17 protein-coding genes and 4 tRNA genes are annotated in these 13153 nt (G+C 65.5%); 8 read left to right on the top strand and 13 right to left on the bottom strand.

The window, feature by feature from the left end:
- Positions 1 to 8 precede the first annotated feature (8 nt).
- The 11 genes from ACYVII_RS00430 to ACYVII_RS00380 all read right to left on the bottom strand — a co-directional run bounded on the left by ACYVII_RS00430 (position 9) and on the right by ACYVII_RS00380 (position 4852).
- Positions 9 to 425: a hypothetical protein gene (locus tag ACYVII_RS00430; RefSeq protein WP_460529310.1), complete on the bottom strand. Its 417-nt coding sequence runs from the start codon at positions 423 to 425 to the stop codon at positions 9 to 11.
- 144 nt (positions 426 to 569) lie between these two features.
- Positions 570 to 881 carry an HNH endonuclease gene (locus ACYVII_RS00425; protein WP_460529307.1) on the bottom strand — a complete coding sequence of 104 codons (312 nt, stop codon included), beginning with the start codon at positions 879 to 881 and terminating at the stop codon, positions 570 to 572.
- Complete coding sequence (locus ACYVII_RS00420) at positions 868 to 1230, bottom strand: hypothetical protein (protein WP_460529304.1); 363 nt, start codon at positions 1228 to 1230, stop codon at positions 868 to 870. The genes ACYVII_RS00425 and ACYVII_RS00420 overlap by 14 nt, the downstream gene beginning before the upstream one ends.
- 65 nt (positions 1231 to 1295) lie before the next feature.
- Positions 1296 to 1595 (bottom strand): hypothetical protein, encoded by a 300-nt coding sequence (locus ACYVII_RS00415; RefSeq protein WP_460529301.1) that lies wholly within the window; start codon positions 1593 to 1595, stop codon positions 1296 to 1298.
- Between the two features lie 19 nt (positions 1596 to 1614).
- Positions 1615 to 2322 (bottom strand): hypothetical protein, encoded by a 708-nt coding sequence (locus ACYVII_RS00410; protein WP_460529298.1) that lies wholly within the window; start codon positions 2320 to 2322, stop codon positions 1615 to 1617.
- On the bottom strand, positions 2319 to 2501 hold the full coding sequence (locus tag ACYVII_RS00405) for a hypothetical protein (RefSeq protein WP_460529295.1): 183 nt from the start codon (positions 2499 to 2501) through the stop codon (positions 2319 to 2321). The genes ACYVII_RS00410 and ACYVII_RS00405 overlap by 4 nt, the downstream gene beginning before the upstream one ends.
- The gene (locus ACYVII_RS00400; RefSeq protein ID WP_460529292.1) at positions 2498 to 2761 is read right to left on the bottom strand and encodes a hypothetical protein; all 264 of its coding nucleotides are present in this window, start codon (positions 2759 to 2761) and stop codon (positions 2498 to 2500) included. The genes ACYVII_RS00405 and ACYVII_RS00400 overlap by 4 nt, the downstream gene beginning before the upstream one ends.
- Complete coding sequence (locus ACYVII_RS00395) at positions 2758 to 2961, bottom strand: hypothetical protein (protein ID WP_460529289.1); 204 nt, start codon at positions 2959 to 2961, stop codon at positions 2758 to 2760. The genes ACYVII_RS00400 and ACYVII_RS00395 overlap by 4 nt, the downstream gene beginning before the upstream one ends.
- On the bottom strand, positions 2958 to 4298 hold the full coding sequence (locus ACYVII_RS00390) for a YfjI family protein (RefSeq protein WP_460529287.1): 1341 nt from the start codon (positions 4296 to 4298) through the stop codon (positions 2958 to 2960). Before ACYVII_RS00390 ends, ACYVII_RS00395 begins: the two co-directional genes overlap by 4 nt.
- Positions 4295 to 4615, bottom strand: coding sequence for a hypothetical protein (locus ACYVII_RS00385; RefSeq protein ID WP_460529284.1), 321 nt, complete (start codon positions 4613 to 4615; stop codon positions 4295 to 4297). The genes ACYVII_RS00390 and ACYVII_RS00385 overlap by 4 nt, the downstream gene beginning before the upstream one ends.
- 42 nt (positions 4616 to 4657) lie before the next feature.
- Positions 4658 to 4852, bottom strand: coding sequence for a helix-turn-helix domain-containing protein (locus ACYVII_RS00380; RefSeq protein WP_460529281.1), 195 nt, complete (start codon positions 4850 to 4852; stop codon positions 4658 to 4660).
- 86 nt (positions 4853 to 4938) lie between these two features.
- On the opposite strand from ACYVII_RS00380, the gene ACYVII_RS00375 reads away from it, so the two are divergent.
- Together ACYVII_RS00375 and ACYVII_RS00370 are read left to right on the top strand one after the other, a co-directional pair.
- Positions 4939 to 5736, top strand: coding sequence for a hypothetical protein (locus tag ACYVII_RS00375; protein WP_460529278.1), 798 nt, complete (start codon positions 4939 to 4941; stop codon positions 5734 to 5736).
- Positions 5733 to 6965, top strand: a complete 1233-nt coding sequence (locus ACYVII_RS00370; RefSeq protein WP_460529275.1) for a tyrosine-type recombinase/integrase — start codon at positions 5733 to 5735, stop codon at positions 6963 to 6965. The genes ACYVII_RS00375 and ACYVII_RS00370 overlap by 4 nt, the downstream gene beginning before the upstream one ends.
- A 99-nt stretch (positions 6966 to 7064) precedes the next feature.
- Here the strand turns inward: ACYVII_RS00370 and ACYVII_RS00365 are convergent.
- Positions 7065 to 7137, bottom strand: a tRNA-Val gene (locus ACYVII_RS00365).
- A gap of 191 nt (positions 7138 to 7328) precedes the next feature.
- Here ACYVII_RS00365 and ACYVII_RS00360 point away from each other — a divergent pair.
- The 6 genes from ACYVII_RS00360 (at position 7329) to ACYVII_RS00335 (ending at position 12253) form a co-directional block, all read left to right on the top strand.
- A tRNA-Gly gene (locus tag ACYVII_RS00360) sits at positions 7329 to 7401 on the top strand.
- A 62-nt stretch (positions 7402 to 7463) separates the two neighbouring features.
- A tRNA-Cys gene (locus ACYVII_RS00355) sits at positions 7464 to 7537 on the top strand.
- Between the two features lie 38 nt (positions 7538 to 7575).
- Positions 7576 to 7647: transfer RNA gene (locus ACYVII_RS00350), tRNA-Val, on the top strand.
- Between the two features lie 642 nt (positions 7648 to 8289).
- Positions 8290 to 9609 carry an alpha/beta hydrolase gene (locus tag ACYVII_RS00345; RefSeq protein WP_460529272.1) on the top strand — a complete coding sequence of 440 codons (1320 nt, stop codon included), beginning with the start codon at positions 8290 to 8292 and terminating at the stop codon, positions 9607 to 9609.
- Positions 9610 to 9716: 107 nt separating this feature from the next.
- The gene (gene thrS / locus ACYVII_RS00340; protein WP_460530482.1) at positions 9717 to 11651 is read left to right on the top strand and encodes a threonine--tRNA ligase; all 1935 of its coding nucleotides are present in this window, start codon (positions 9717 to 9719) and stop codon (positions 11649 to 11651) included.
- Positions 11639 to 12253 (top strand): HIT family protein, encoded by a 615-nt coding sequence (locus ACYVII_RS00335; protein ID WP_460529269.1) that lies wholly within the window; start codon positions 11639 to 11641, stop codon positions 12251 to 12253. Before thrS ends, ACYVII_RS00335 begins: the two co-directional genes overlap by 13 nt.
- A gap of 16 nt (positions 12254 to 12269) precedes the next feature.
- On the opposite strand, the gene pdxY is transcribed toward ACYVII_RS00335, so the two are convergent.
- Positions 12270 to 13121: a pyridoxal kinase PdxY gene (pdxY, locus tag ACYVII_RS00330; protein ID WP_460529266.1), complete on the bottom strand. Its 852-nt coding sequence runs from the start codon at positions 13119 to 13121 to the stop codon at positions 12270 to 12272.
- Positions 13122 to 13153: the final 32 nt, after the last annotated feature.

Below are 13153 nucleotides of genomic sequence, written 5' to 3'. Positions count from 1 at the left end.
CAATCGGCCTAACCATGAGCCTTCGCCCATCGTGCCCTGCCGCCCAGTCGAGCGACCTCGGAGATGGTCAGTTGGCTGCCGCTCTGGAGTGCTTTCGGTTCTGGTACGTCCAGCTGCAGCGCCTTCAAGTTCGCGGCGATCTGCGCGCGGCTTCTGCGTGCCTCGGAGACGTGCGGATGCGTGACGGCCTGACCCATGCTCCCGGACGTCACCAGCGAGCCGCTGGCGGCAGCTGTGGCTATCTCAGCTTCGAGCATGGCAAGCGTGTCGGCCTCGCGGCAGGCATCCTCCAAGAGGCGATGCTCACGCGCGTCAGGTGCCACGTTGTTCTCGTGCCAGTCGGTCGCGATCTGCCGCCACAGAGCACGGCCAGCCTTACCAAGGCCGGATGGCGCGCGAAGCGGTTTCGAGTTCGGTTCGTTCATGGTCGATTCCTCCTGAAAAGAGCTGATTGGGAGCAAGCAAGCTGACTTGGGCCATGTATACGCGAGTCGCATCCAGCCGGTGGCAGGGGTGGACTCCCCGGTACACCACTTCGTGGTCAATCCGGCTGGCGTCGACGCTCGTCGTCATGGTCGAGGTGGAGCGTTGGGATGCTGCTCGATGTTGCGAGCGATGGCGGTTCTCGGTCGTCGCAACGTCGAGCCAAGTGCTGCCTCTCGCTTGGTCTTGGCGTCGTGACATGGCTTGCAGATTGCGGCGAGGTTGTCGTCTTCGTGTGAGCCACCCCAGGCAACAGGCACAATGTGGTCGGCGGTGATGGCAGTACCACCACAGACGTAGCAACGGCCTTCATCGCGGGTGAGAATGCGCTGCACGGTGCGCTGCCACACGTACCCGTTTCGCTGGTATCCGCTGCCGCGCGGTCTATTGCTCGGCATCGGTGGCCTCTTCTGCGTCGTATCCGGCCCAGTCTTCGAGGTTCTGCGCGCGGTACTGCTCTGTGACGTTGACGAACCCTGTTTCGGGATATCCGCCGAGCATGACGAGCTTGTCTGTCTCCCACCCATCAGTGAGCCTGACTGCGGATGCCTGTGCATCGGTGTCGATGTGCAGAGGACAGTCACCAGCTGGCACGGCGAGGACGATGCCGAGCGTCTTGCTGCACCATGCTGGGTCGAGGTTGTCGCGCTCTTCGAGCGGGTAGGCGAGCACGTCATAGTCGAGGTGCATGGGGTCAACGATCAGCACGTGGGCGCTGTCGATGGGGACGGTTCCGAGTCGTGGCATCGTGTGTCTCCGTTCTGGTGAATGCCGGGGCGCACGGTCACATCCTCGTGCGCCCCGGCGGGTGGTTACAGGCGCGATCCGCCGTCTGCGTAGGTGGGCACGTTCGCCGTGGCGCGTGCCTTCGCGTGCAGTGCGGCGTTGGTCGCCTGGATGAGGCGCGTTGTGTCACCGCTCAGCAGCGCCTCGTGCGCCGCAGCCTCGTGCTCGGCACCGCTGCGGAGGGCATCGGCTCGCGCGGCGTCCATGCGCTGCGTGCGGGTGAGCCCGTCGACGCCTGGCACTTCCGGTTCCGGTGCGGCAGTGGCTTCTCGTGCTCGCGTCCTGAATGCAGCGCGCTGCCTGTTGATGGATTCGCCTAGTTCCATGGTCGTGTTCCTCTCTCGGTTATGCCGCGGTTGCGGCGGTCTGGCGGGCTTCGGCGAGCGCCTGCGTGAGGTCGTCGCCCCCGGCGATCTGTGCCAGGTGCTGGCGGTGGACAACGACGCGATCCAGGTATTGCGAGAACGGGATGCCCTCGTGCTGCGCCGGACGACGGCGAATCGTGATCGTCTCCATCACGGCCTGGCCCGCCTCGTCGTAGACGGGCACGAGCGTGCCTTCGGCGTTCCGTTCGTGCCGGTGCTGGGTCTGCGTAGTGATGCCGCTGATGCCGTCGTCCGCGATGGACTGGTCAAGCCCTGCCTTGCCGAGCGCGTCATAGGCGCTCTGCTGGTAGCCGCGGAGTCGTGCGGCGGCGTTCGCGGCGGCATCGAACGCGACAGCCAATGCGTTCAGGTCGAGCACTTCGGCACCGGCCATAGCGTCGAGCGCCTGCTGCGCTTCGATCTGCTGTATGCGGCGCGCACGGATGCCCGCCTCGATACCGTCGAGCACGGATGCCTCAGCCTTGCGTTGCGCCTCGGCGATCCGCGCGTCATGCTCGGCTCGCTCGGCGGCAAGCCGCGCCTGTTCCGCCTTCAGTTTCCGCTGCGCCTCGGCAAGGCTCGCTTCGCGCTGTTCGATGGTCGGTGCCGCCGTCTTGGCTGCGGTCTTGGATGGTGTCAACGCTTTCGTTGTCATGGTTCGTTCCTTTCGATTGGTCGGTTCGGTCACTGCCCGTTGGCCTGTGCGATGTGTTCCGCGATGGTCTGGACGGCGAGCACGTACGGCTCGCTGTCGGTGCTGGACAGGCCTCGGAAGCATGTGCCGCACGTGCATGCGACCGTGGTATTGGTCTGCCCCCAGCCGGTGTCGGTGGTGGTGTCTGCTGCTCGGGCGTGTTCGACGGTCATGGTTCGTTCCTCTCGGTGTGTGCCGCGGTCGCGGCTGGATGGCTGGCGGCAAGATGCTGCGCCAGTGCTCGGTACGTGGCTTCTGCCACGGATAGCTCGAATCGCCAGCCGCACGAACACTCCGCACGGTGGTAGGTGTTGCGCCCCGGCCATGAGTCGGTCAGCGTGGTGCGCTTCACCTGGTGGCCGGTACCGCACGCGCACCGGGTGACCAGCTGGCCGCCGCTGCGCTCGTGCACGAGCTTGTGCTCGTCGCTCACGGGCGTGGCCTACGCTCGTACTCGTCAACGGGTGGTCGACCATCGGGCCACACGTGCGACGGCAGCGTGCGCGGGGCGCGTGCCCCCTGGTGTTCGACGTCGGCTAGTACCTGCGTCAACGCGCTGACATTGCCCGCGTGGTCGCGGCAGGTGTTCACCGCCCTGGCCGCCCGCTCGATCAGGTCTTCGTTCTCGGTCATGCTGCGGTTCCTTTCGTTGTGGCCCACGCTTCGCGGGCGCGGGTCACGTGCTGGTCTGGGTTGGGGAGGGGTGACGCGTCACCCGCCGTCACCCCCTCCGATCCCAGTGTTTTCAAGGGGTGACGGGGTGACGGGGTGACGGCACGTCGGCGAATCCAGCGCCCGTCACCCGTCGACTTCACTTCGATCTGGCCGGATGCTTCGAGCACGTCAAGTGCGTCATCGAACGACCCTCGGAGCGAGTTCGTCAGCCTCTTGCGGACCTTCGACGCGGCGTCGTACTTGTCGGTGAGTAATCCGACGATGCGCACCGACGCCTTGCCGATGGTCGTTGCCTCCACACGTTCGGCAACGTCGAGACGCGCAGAAGCAACCGCTACAGCTGCATCTCGTGCGGACTCTGCGACGACGGCGCGCATGCCATCCGCGAGGGCGTCAGAGCGCTCCAAGATCGTTCCCGCCAGCTGCCAGTCGTCCCAGCGGACGATGAAGCTCTTACACAGGATCGCGAGCAGCGCGGCCAGTCGTAGGCGAATCAGGTTGCGGTGCGAGTCGATGCGTTCGACTCCAAGGTCGACGTTGCGAACGGCGCGGAGTCGGTCAGCGCGGATCACCTTCCGGATGCTGGACTCGACGTGCAGCGCGCCCGCGTCGAGGTCACCGGGGCGCGGGATAGCGATACTGAGGCGTTCGCCCGTGTCGGCGGCGTCGACCGGCACCGTGTCGTCGTTGCCGCGGAAGAACACGAACCTCTGGAAGAATCCGTCGCCCGTGGCGTCGAGCAGCCACCCCGCGGCTTTCGGCTGGATGCCGACGTAGCAGCCCAGCGCGTAGGTTCCCGCTTCGACCTTGCCGCTGGCGGACCGGTTCGCGTTGTGCAGGAGCCCGCCTGACCATCCGGTCTTGAGGACGCCCGCGAGGGTCGCGCCCGTCCGACCGGCCAGCGTTTCGAGCCCACCGATTTCGTCGGCCTCAAGCAGTAGGTTCTCGTGCTCTCGGTGGTCGTCGTCGCCCGTCGCGGACAGATGCTCGATGATGCCCTCGCCGGAACCCATGCCGACCTGCGCGTAAGCAGCGGCACCTGCAGGTGTACCTATGAGCTCCCCGGCTGCCGCCCACGCCGACGACTTGCCGCCACCGGACGCGGACACGATGCCCACGTACGTCGACAGCGGCGACCGCGAGCCGATGATCGCCGGTAGCTGGATCGTCGGCGGAACGAGCACAGCGACTCGTGCCAGCGTCGCAGCCAATACGGCATCAGCTGACAGCATCCGAGAGTGCGCGAACGACCGGATCGCGGACAACTCTTCGCGGGTATCCCAGAAGTCCCTCATCGAGTCACCCCCTCGAACGCCGTGCACCAGACGTCGAGAACGTCCGCACTGGTGGACTCGAACTGGAGCGTCAAGTCGGTGCGCACCTGCTCGATGCCGAACACGGGCGGGCGCACGTCGCCGACGATGACGACACGAACGTGCTGGCCAGGGCGGGCGGATGCCGTGGCGTGCACCAGGTGCCGCCAGTCGTGCGTCTCGTCCAACACGACGACGAGCACGGGCATGCCCAGCCGATGAGCGGATAGAATCGGTGGTACATCAGTTGTACTGGCCGCCTCGGGTTCCCGTCCGGGGCGGCTTTTCTGTGCGTACATCAGTTGTCCTTCGGTCGTTGCGCGGCCCTCGGAGTGGTCTGTTCAGGCACCGACGTTGAGCGAGGCGACATATCGCTCTAGCTCGGCCTGAGTGATGAAGCTTCGAGCCCCGACCTTCACAACCCGGATACGCCCGGCCTTGATTTCGGTGTAGAGCTTCGCGCGGGATATACCCCCGAGCACCAGCGCGGCATCCGGATAGACCGGGTGCATTAGCGGGGGAGTGGCGACAGGCACGATTTCATCTCCTTCTAGTCCGTAGATGTCCACCGCTGACAGTGGTTCGTCTTGACGTGTCTAATGAACCACGTAATGATGGTCTCGTGAAGAACACGTTTGGAACCACGTTTGACTTGTGGCCAGCTGAGCCACGTGATGGTGTGCGGGTGTGGCGCGAGCCGCTGACCCTGACAGAAGCCGGAATGGTGACACTTGCCAGCGATGACGATCCCCGAGTGATCGCGGCAGGGGGCTGGGATGCGATCGACCGGTACGTGTCCATCCCCGAGGACTTCGTTTTTCAAGAGGTCATGCAGGCGCGACTCGATGCCGAGTCTGTAGTCAGATTCATGAGCGACCACGGGGCACTAGTCGATACGTTCAGCGACACGAGCACCGTCGGGGACACGTATCCCGTGGCCGATGCAATCAACGCGCTGCGGACGCTCCAAGCGCTCAGTGGTGCATACCTGGCCAGCCGCCAGGGGAACGATCACGGCGTCGTCGAAGCGATGACCAAGCCGCTTACGGTGCACAATCTGAGCGATGCGTGGCTCAGCTGGCAGATGGCCGCAAACGACGCGTTGCAGGCGTTCCCGATGTTCGTCGAGGTGTCCGGGTCCGGCATCCGCTACGGGGGCGCGGAGGACGAGAACACGCACACGCTCTATGACGCGTGTGTGCTTCAACTCGTCACGGTCGCCGCTCAGGGGCGCGAGTTCTTCATCTGCGCCAACGAAAGCTGCGGCTTGCCTTTCACTCGACACCGAAGCTCGCGGCGCGCAAACCCCGATCAGGGTCACGCATCAGGGGTCAAGTACCACTCGGAACACTGCCGTAAGGCACAGGTGGAGCGCGAAGGCAGAAGACGGCGGAAGGCAGCGAAGGAGAGGGAGCAGTGAGCAAGCGGCTCAACGGCGAGGGCACGATCAGACAGCGGACTAACGGTAGCTGGGAGGCTCGCCTCGCGTACACAGACGACGACGGTGCGACGAAGCGACTGAGCTTCTATGGACGCACCCGAGCGGCAGCGAAGGTGAAGCTCGATGAGGCGCGGCGGCGCATCGAAGCGGGCAGCCCGGCCACGGATGCCGCGATGACGGTCTCTGGCTGGGTTGAGTCGTGGATCAGCACGACGCTCGCGGCGAGCGCGCGCAAGCCGACGACGAAGCAGACGTTCGCGACGGTGCTGCGGTCGTACGTGACTCCGACGCGGCTCGGTCGGATCACGCTCGCGAAGCTGCGGCCCTCAGACGTGGATCGTTGGCTCGTGGACCTGCGGGCATTCACGAAGCCGGTTCGCGGTGACGACGGTAAGCCGGTCACGGGCGAGGACGGTGAACCCGTGACGGTTCGGCGGCTGTCAGACGCAACGATCCGGAAGGCGTACAACTGCCTGCGGGTCGTGCTCGACGGAGCGGTTCGCGACCGGCTGCTTGCGCGCAACCCGGCAGCTGCGGCAGAGGCACCAGCCGTCGAACACCACGAGGCGCGGTTTCTGACGCACGACGAGTCGACGGCGATTCTCAAGGCAGCGAAGGAGCTTGACGAGAACCCGCACGGGCGTATCTCGACCATGTACCCACTGCTGGCGTTCATCGCCGCGACCGGGCTGCGTAAAGGCGAAGCGCTCGCGCTGCACTGGGAGCACATCGACCTCGATGCGAGCACAGCGAGGATCGCGGGCACTCTGTCACGGGTCAACGGTCGCTTGATCGTGACGACGCCGAAGACGGCGAAGAGTCGGCGCACGCTCACGCTGTCGCCAGGCGTCGTCGCACTACTACGAGCGCACCGAGTGCGGCAACTAGAGGCGCGGCTCGCCGCGGGGTCGCTGTGGGTTGATTCAGGGCACGTGTTTACGACGCTCACGGGCCGTCCTGTCGATCCGTCGACGGCACTGCGCAGTCTCAAGCTGGCGGCGGCGCGTGCGGGCGTGAAGGGTGCCGCGGTGCACACGCTGCGACACACTGCCGCGACAGCGATGCTTGAGGCGGGCGTGCCGCTGGCTGCAGTCTCGGCGGTGCTCGGGCATGCGCGAGCGAGTATCACCGCTGACGTCTACGCGCACGCGACCGCGAACGCACAGGATGCCGCGATGAAGGCTGCAGCCGCGGCGGTCGGCCTATGAAAGCGCGTTGGGGTATCGGTTGGGGTACAGCCTCGATCTGACATCGACAGACTCACCCGAAGAACGAGAAAACCCCCGGTTAACCGGGGGTATTTCTTGTGGGCGATACCAGACTCGAACTGATGACCTCTTCCGTGTGAAGGAAGCGCGCTACCAACTGCGCCAATCGCCCGCGAGCATCGATATCTCGACTGCCGCGGGTACCGATACTAGCCGACGTTGAGCCGGCCACGCACATCGCGGAGCGGTCCGGGCGAGTCCTTCTTCGCGACACGCGCGATGGGCGACACGCACCTGCCGTCGGTTTGAACATCGGAAGGATGATCGGCTACAGTTTCAAGGCACGCAGAAATGCGAGCAAATGCGGATGTGGCGCAGTTGGTAGCGCATCACCTTGCCAAGGTGAGGGTCGCGAGTTCGAGTCTCGTCATCCGCTCGAGTGTGAGTCGGCCGCCGGCCGATGCATGGATGTGGGAAGCCACACACGAACCCACACACGGTGGCGTGGCCGAGAGGCGAGGCAGCGGCCTGCAAAGCCGTATACACGGGTTCGAATCCCGTCGCCACCTCCACTCTCGACTTCGGTCGGACAAAGCAACAGCCTTTACAGGCGCGATTGGCGCAGCGGTAGCGCGCTTCCCTGACACGGAAGAGGTCACTGGTTCGATCCCAGTATCGCGCACAGAGCAGAAACAGCCTCTGATCGGGAATTATCCGGTCAGAGGCTGTTCTGATCTCCGGGCCGTTCCTTTCGCGTGCCATTCCGCGCAGTCCGTCCAACGAAAGTGACGGGTTCGACTGGCGAGATCTGGACGGGCCGACTTCTGCCATGCCCCGTGCGTGATGCTTGGGAATTGATCTGACCGGAGGAGACAGCGACGGAGCCGACCGTCGCGGGAGCCGCCGACGGATGCGCAAGTCGCGCGGGTCGCGGACTGCTCAAGCCCTAGCTGCAGGTGCTCCGGTGGAGGGCTGATCGAAGAGCGCTTCGCACTCGTGGCATCCGAACCGGCGCGGCCCGTCGGGCTCGACCACGCATCCGGCGTAGAAAACATCTCCAGGGCGCTCCAGCTGGCCGTAGACGGCGCGCGCGATGCGCTCAGAGCCACAGACAGGGCATCGACGGGTCGGCACGGCGGCAATCATGCCACCGACCACCGACACGCGCTAGATCAGGGCTGAGCGCTCCAGGGGCTGTAACCCGGCATTCACTCGGAGTCCGGATAGGCGTCGATGATGGAACTCTCAGCCCCGCCAGCTGCGCCGCGCAGGTGACCGCGACCCTCGACACATACGGTTGACCCCGACCACGAGGGGGAAAGCCATGGACGCACTGCTGACGACGCAGATCATCGGCGGTCCCGTTCCGTGGATTTTGTGCGTCCTGTCGGCCGTCTTCGTGCTGCTGCTGGTTCTCCGGCGGCCGAGCCCGCGATGGATGGTCCTTGCGGCGGCGGGCATCCTCGCGGGAGCACTCATCGCGTTCGTGTTCGTGCTCATCGCAGACGCGACGGGGATGTTCGAGATACCGCTTCCGGCCGAGGTCGCCATCTGGTGCGTAGCGACGTTCGCCGCGGTGGGACTCGCCATCGTCAGTCTTTGGAAGACGCGGTGGCGGAGACGGGCGATTGCGATCGTGGGCATCGCCGTCTTCGTGATCACCGGCACCGTGCAGGTGAACGCCGTGTTCGGTCTCAATCCAACGATCGGCGACCTGCTCGGCGTCGTCGTTCGGCATCCGATCAAACTTCCCAAGGCGCATGCGACCTCTTCGCCCACCACCGGGGAGCCTCTGGCGGCCACGTGGGTTGCACCGCACGACATGCCGACCATCGGACGGGTGGGCACGGTCACCATCCCGGCACCGGTGTCGAGGTTCCATGCACGTCCGGCGGGCCTCTACCTGCCCCCGGCAGCCCTTGTGAAGGACGCGCCGGCCCTGCCGCTCGTCATCATGATGATGGGATACCCGGGCACACCGAATCCGGACCCGATCTCGGCCGTCATGAACCGATTCGCGAGCCAGCATGAAGGACTCGCACCGATCGTCGTCGTCGCAGACCAGGTCGGGACGGACGGCGACCCGGCCTGCGCCGATTCCGCGGCTCGTGGAGACGCGGCCACCTACGTCAAGACGGATGTCCTCGACTGGGCGAAGTCGCACCTGCACATCATCCAGGACCCCCGGTACTGGGTGATCGCCGGATACTCCAACGGTGCGACCTGCGCCGTCAAGTTCGCGGCGCAAGATCCGGATGTCTTCCGCAACGTGCTCTCGGTCTCGCCCGAGGAATACCCGGGAATGCACTACTCGCAGACGGTCATCCAGTCGGTGTACGCCGGTGACCGCAGCGCATGGGCGGCGGACAAGCCGGAGGCCATCCTCGCCGCGCATACGGGTTCGTACTCGGGCGTCGACGCGGTGATCACGACCGGAGCGCTCGACACGGCGTTCGGACCGGCGACACGCTCCCTGGCGACGTCGGCCGCGGCTGCCGGCATGCACGTGACGCTGCTGACGCTTCCCGGCGTCGCTCACGTCGGAAAGAACCTCGCCGACGGACTCACGGCCGGGTTCGCGCGGCTCGCCCCGGCACTGGGCCTCGCGGCGCCCTGCGAGGGATGCTCCCAAGCGGCAGGGTGATATCGGGATCGCCCCTAGAGTAGAAGGCATCCCTTTTCGCCCCACCGACTCAGGAGTGGACAGTGCCGGACGGTTTCGAGCTCTTCCCAGACCCTTCCGTTGTCGCCATGCGCGTCAACGGTGAGTTGAAGGATCTCGCGACCACGGTGACTACGGACGACGATGTCGTCCCCGTGGACATCGATTCACCGGATGGCCTGAACATCCTTCGGCACTCGACGGCGCACGTGCTCGCGCAGGCGGTGCAGTCGATCAACCCGGAGGCGAAGCTGGGCATCGGTCCCCCTGTGACCGATGGCTTCTATTACGACTTCGACGTCGCGGAGTCGTTCACACCGGAGGATTTGAAGTCGCTCCAGAAGGCGATGGATCGCATCGTGCGGCAGGGCCAGCGATTCGTGCGCCGGGTCGTCACCGATGATGAGGCGCGTGCGGAGCTGGCCGACGAGCCCTACAAGCTCGAACTCATCGGACTGAAGGGCGGGTCGGCATCCGCTGATGCGCTCGGGCAGGACAACGAAGAAGTCGAGGTCGGCCACGGAGAGCTGACCATCTACGACAACGTCGACCCGAAGACGGGCGAGGTGATCTGGAAAGACCTCTGTCGGGGTCCGCATCTGCCGAACACCCGGCTGATCGGAAATGGCTTCGCGCTCACCCGAGTCGCGGCCGCGTACTGGCGGGGGAGTGAGAAGAACCCGCAGCTGCAGCGCATCTACGGCACCGCATGGCCCACCAAGGACGAGCTGCGCGCTTACCAGGAGCGCATGGCAGAGGCGGCGCGACGCGACCACCGCAAGCTCGGTGCCGAGCTCGACCTGTTCTCGTTCCCCGACGAGATCGGCTCCGGTCTGTCGGTGTTCCATCCGAAGGGTGGGATCGTCCGCTACGAGATCGAGGACTACCTCCGGAAGCAGCTGCTGCGCAACGGCTATGAGCTGGTCAACACTCCGCACATCACCAAGGCGCACCTGTACGAGATCAGCAAGCACCTCGAGTGGTACGCGGACGGCATGTTCCCTCCCATGCACGTGGACGAGGAGACGGATGCCGACGGCATCGTCGTCAAACCCGGGCAGGACTACTACCTGAAGCCGATGAACTGCCCGATGCACAACCTGATCTTCCGGGCGCGCGGCCGCAGCTATCGCGAACTGCCACTGCGCCTTGCCGAGTTCGGAACCGTGTACCGGTACGAGAAGAGCGGAACACTCTCCGGCCTCACCCGGGTGCGCGGGCTGACGCAGGACGACGCGCACGCCTACGTCGCGCCCGAGCAGGTCAAGGCCGAGATCGCCACGCAGCTCGAGCTGGTGCTGGAGACCCTGCGCGGATACGGCCTCAGCGACTTCTATCTCGAGCTGTCGACGAAGGACCCGGAGAAGTACGTCGGAGACGACGCCGTCTGGGAGGAGGCGACCGAGACCCTGCGTCAGGTCGCGCTGGAGTCGGGGCTAGAACTCGTGGACGACCCGGGCGGAGCTGCGTTCTACGGCCCCAAGATCTCGGTGCAGGCGAGAGATGCCATCGGCCGCACCTGGCAGCTCTCCACCGTGCAGCTCGACTTCTTCGAGCCTGAGCTGTTCGAGCTGGAGTACACGGCGGCCGACGGCACACGCAAGCGGCCGGTGATGATTCACCGTGCCCTTCTCGGGTCGATCGAACGGTTCTTCGCCATCCTGCTCGAGCACTACGCCGGCGCCTTCCCGGTCTGGCTGTCGCCGGTGCAGGTCGTTGGCATCCCCGTCGCCGACGAGTACGCGCCATACCTGGAAGAGGTCGCACGGCGCCTTCGCGAGCACGACGTGCGTGTCGAGGTGGATCGCTCGGACGACCGCATGCAGAAGAAGATCCGCAATGCGACGACGCAGAAGGTGCCGTTCCAGTTGATCGTGGGGGAGCAGGACCGAGCGGCCGGTACAGTCAGCTTCCGTTTCCGCGACGGCTCGCAACTCAACGGGGTTCCGATCGACGACGCGATCGAGCGCATCCTTCGCTCCATTCGCGATCATGAGCAGGTCGTCACGGCATGGCCCGCCTGACGCTGGATTCTTACGATTCGGTCCAGGACGACGAGCCGCGGCAGGCACAGGGGGATGACGCTCAGCGGGTTCAGTTGGACGACCCGTCGCTGCTCGCCGGTGTGCCCGACGAGTTCCAGCGGCTGTGGACGCCGCATCGCATGGTGTACATCCAGCAGGGGCAGCAGGCACCGCACGCCGGCGAATGCCCTTTCTGCGTGGCTCCTTCGCTGTCGGACGAGCAGTCCCTGATCGTGCATCGCGGCGTGCACGCATACGCTCTGCTGAACCTGTTCCCGTACAACAGTGGCCATCTGCTGGTTTGTCCGTACCGTCACGTGTCTTTGTACGACGAGGCGACGCCGGAGGAGACCGACGAGATCGCGACGATCACGCAGACCGCGATGCGAGTCATCCGTTCGGTGTCACGGAACGATGGGTTCAACATCGGTATGAACCAGGGCGAGATCGCCGGCGCCGGCATCGCCTCGCATCTTCACCAGCACGTCGTGCCGAGGTGGCGTGCCGACGCCAACTTCCTGCCGATCATCGCCAAGACGAAGGCACTGCCGCAGCTTCTCGGGGAGGTGCGCCAGGCGATCGCGGATGCCTGGCCGGCCTGACTTCGCGGCGCGAGGGTCAGCGAATCTGCCGAACAGTGAACTGCAGCCGAGGCTGCGCGTAGAACTCCTGCGATTCCACGAGCAGCAGTTCCCGGGACCGGCGCTCATTCGTGAGGGCGAGCAGGTCGTAAACGCTCGAAACGGTGCGGCCGAGTGCATCGGCCGCGTCGGCGCTTGACCGGTAGTGGGCGGTGAACAGTGCCGCCGTGACGTCGCCAGAGCCGTTGGCTTTCATCGGAATCAGCGGGGTCTGAACGATCCAGGCGCCATGCTCATCGACCGCGAGCATCTCGATCGTGTCCGGTTCCCGGTCGGGGCGCTCGACGCTGGTGACCAGCACGACGTCCGGGCCCGCCGCTCGCAGCGCGTCGACGGCGGCGAGGGTCGATTCCAGGGTGCGGGGCTGCGTGCCGGTGAGGTAACCGAGTTCGAACTGGTTCGGCGTCACGATGTCGGCCGAGGGCACCACGCGGTCGCGCAGCAGTACCGGAATCTCCGGCGCGACGAAGCATCCGGACTTCGCGTTGCCCATCACGGGATCGCACGCGTAGATCGCGTTCGGGTTGGCTGCCTTCACTCGAGAGACGGCGTCGAGGATCACATCGCCGATCCCGTCGCTGCCCTGGTAGCCGGAGAGCACGACGTCGATCTCGGGAAAGACTCCGCGATCCTCGATGCCCGCGATGACCTCGGCGACGTCGGCCGGTGCGATCAGCGGTCCTCGCCACGCTCCGTATCCGGTGTGGTTGGAGAAGTTCACCGTGTACACCGGCAGAACCTCGACTCCGATGCGCTGAAGGGGGAAGACGGCGGCGGAGTTGCCGACGTGCCCGTATGCGACGGCGGACTGGATCGAGAGGACCTTCACCGGTCGATCATGCCATGTCGGGAAACCCGATT

Source organism: Humibacter ginsengiterrae (genome assembly GCF_054780115.1).
The sequence above is the reverse complement of the archived record's forward strand: the minus strand, read 5'-3'. Positions and strand labels throughout refer to the sequence as shown.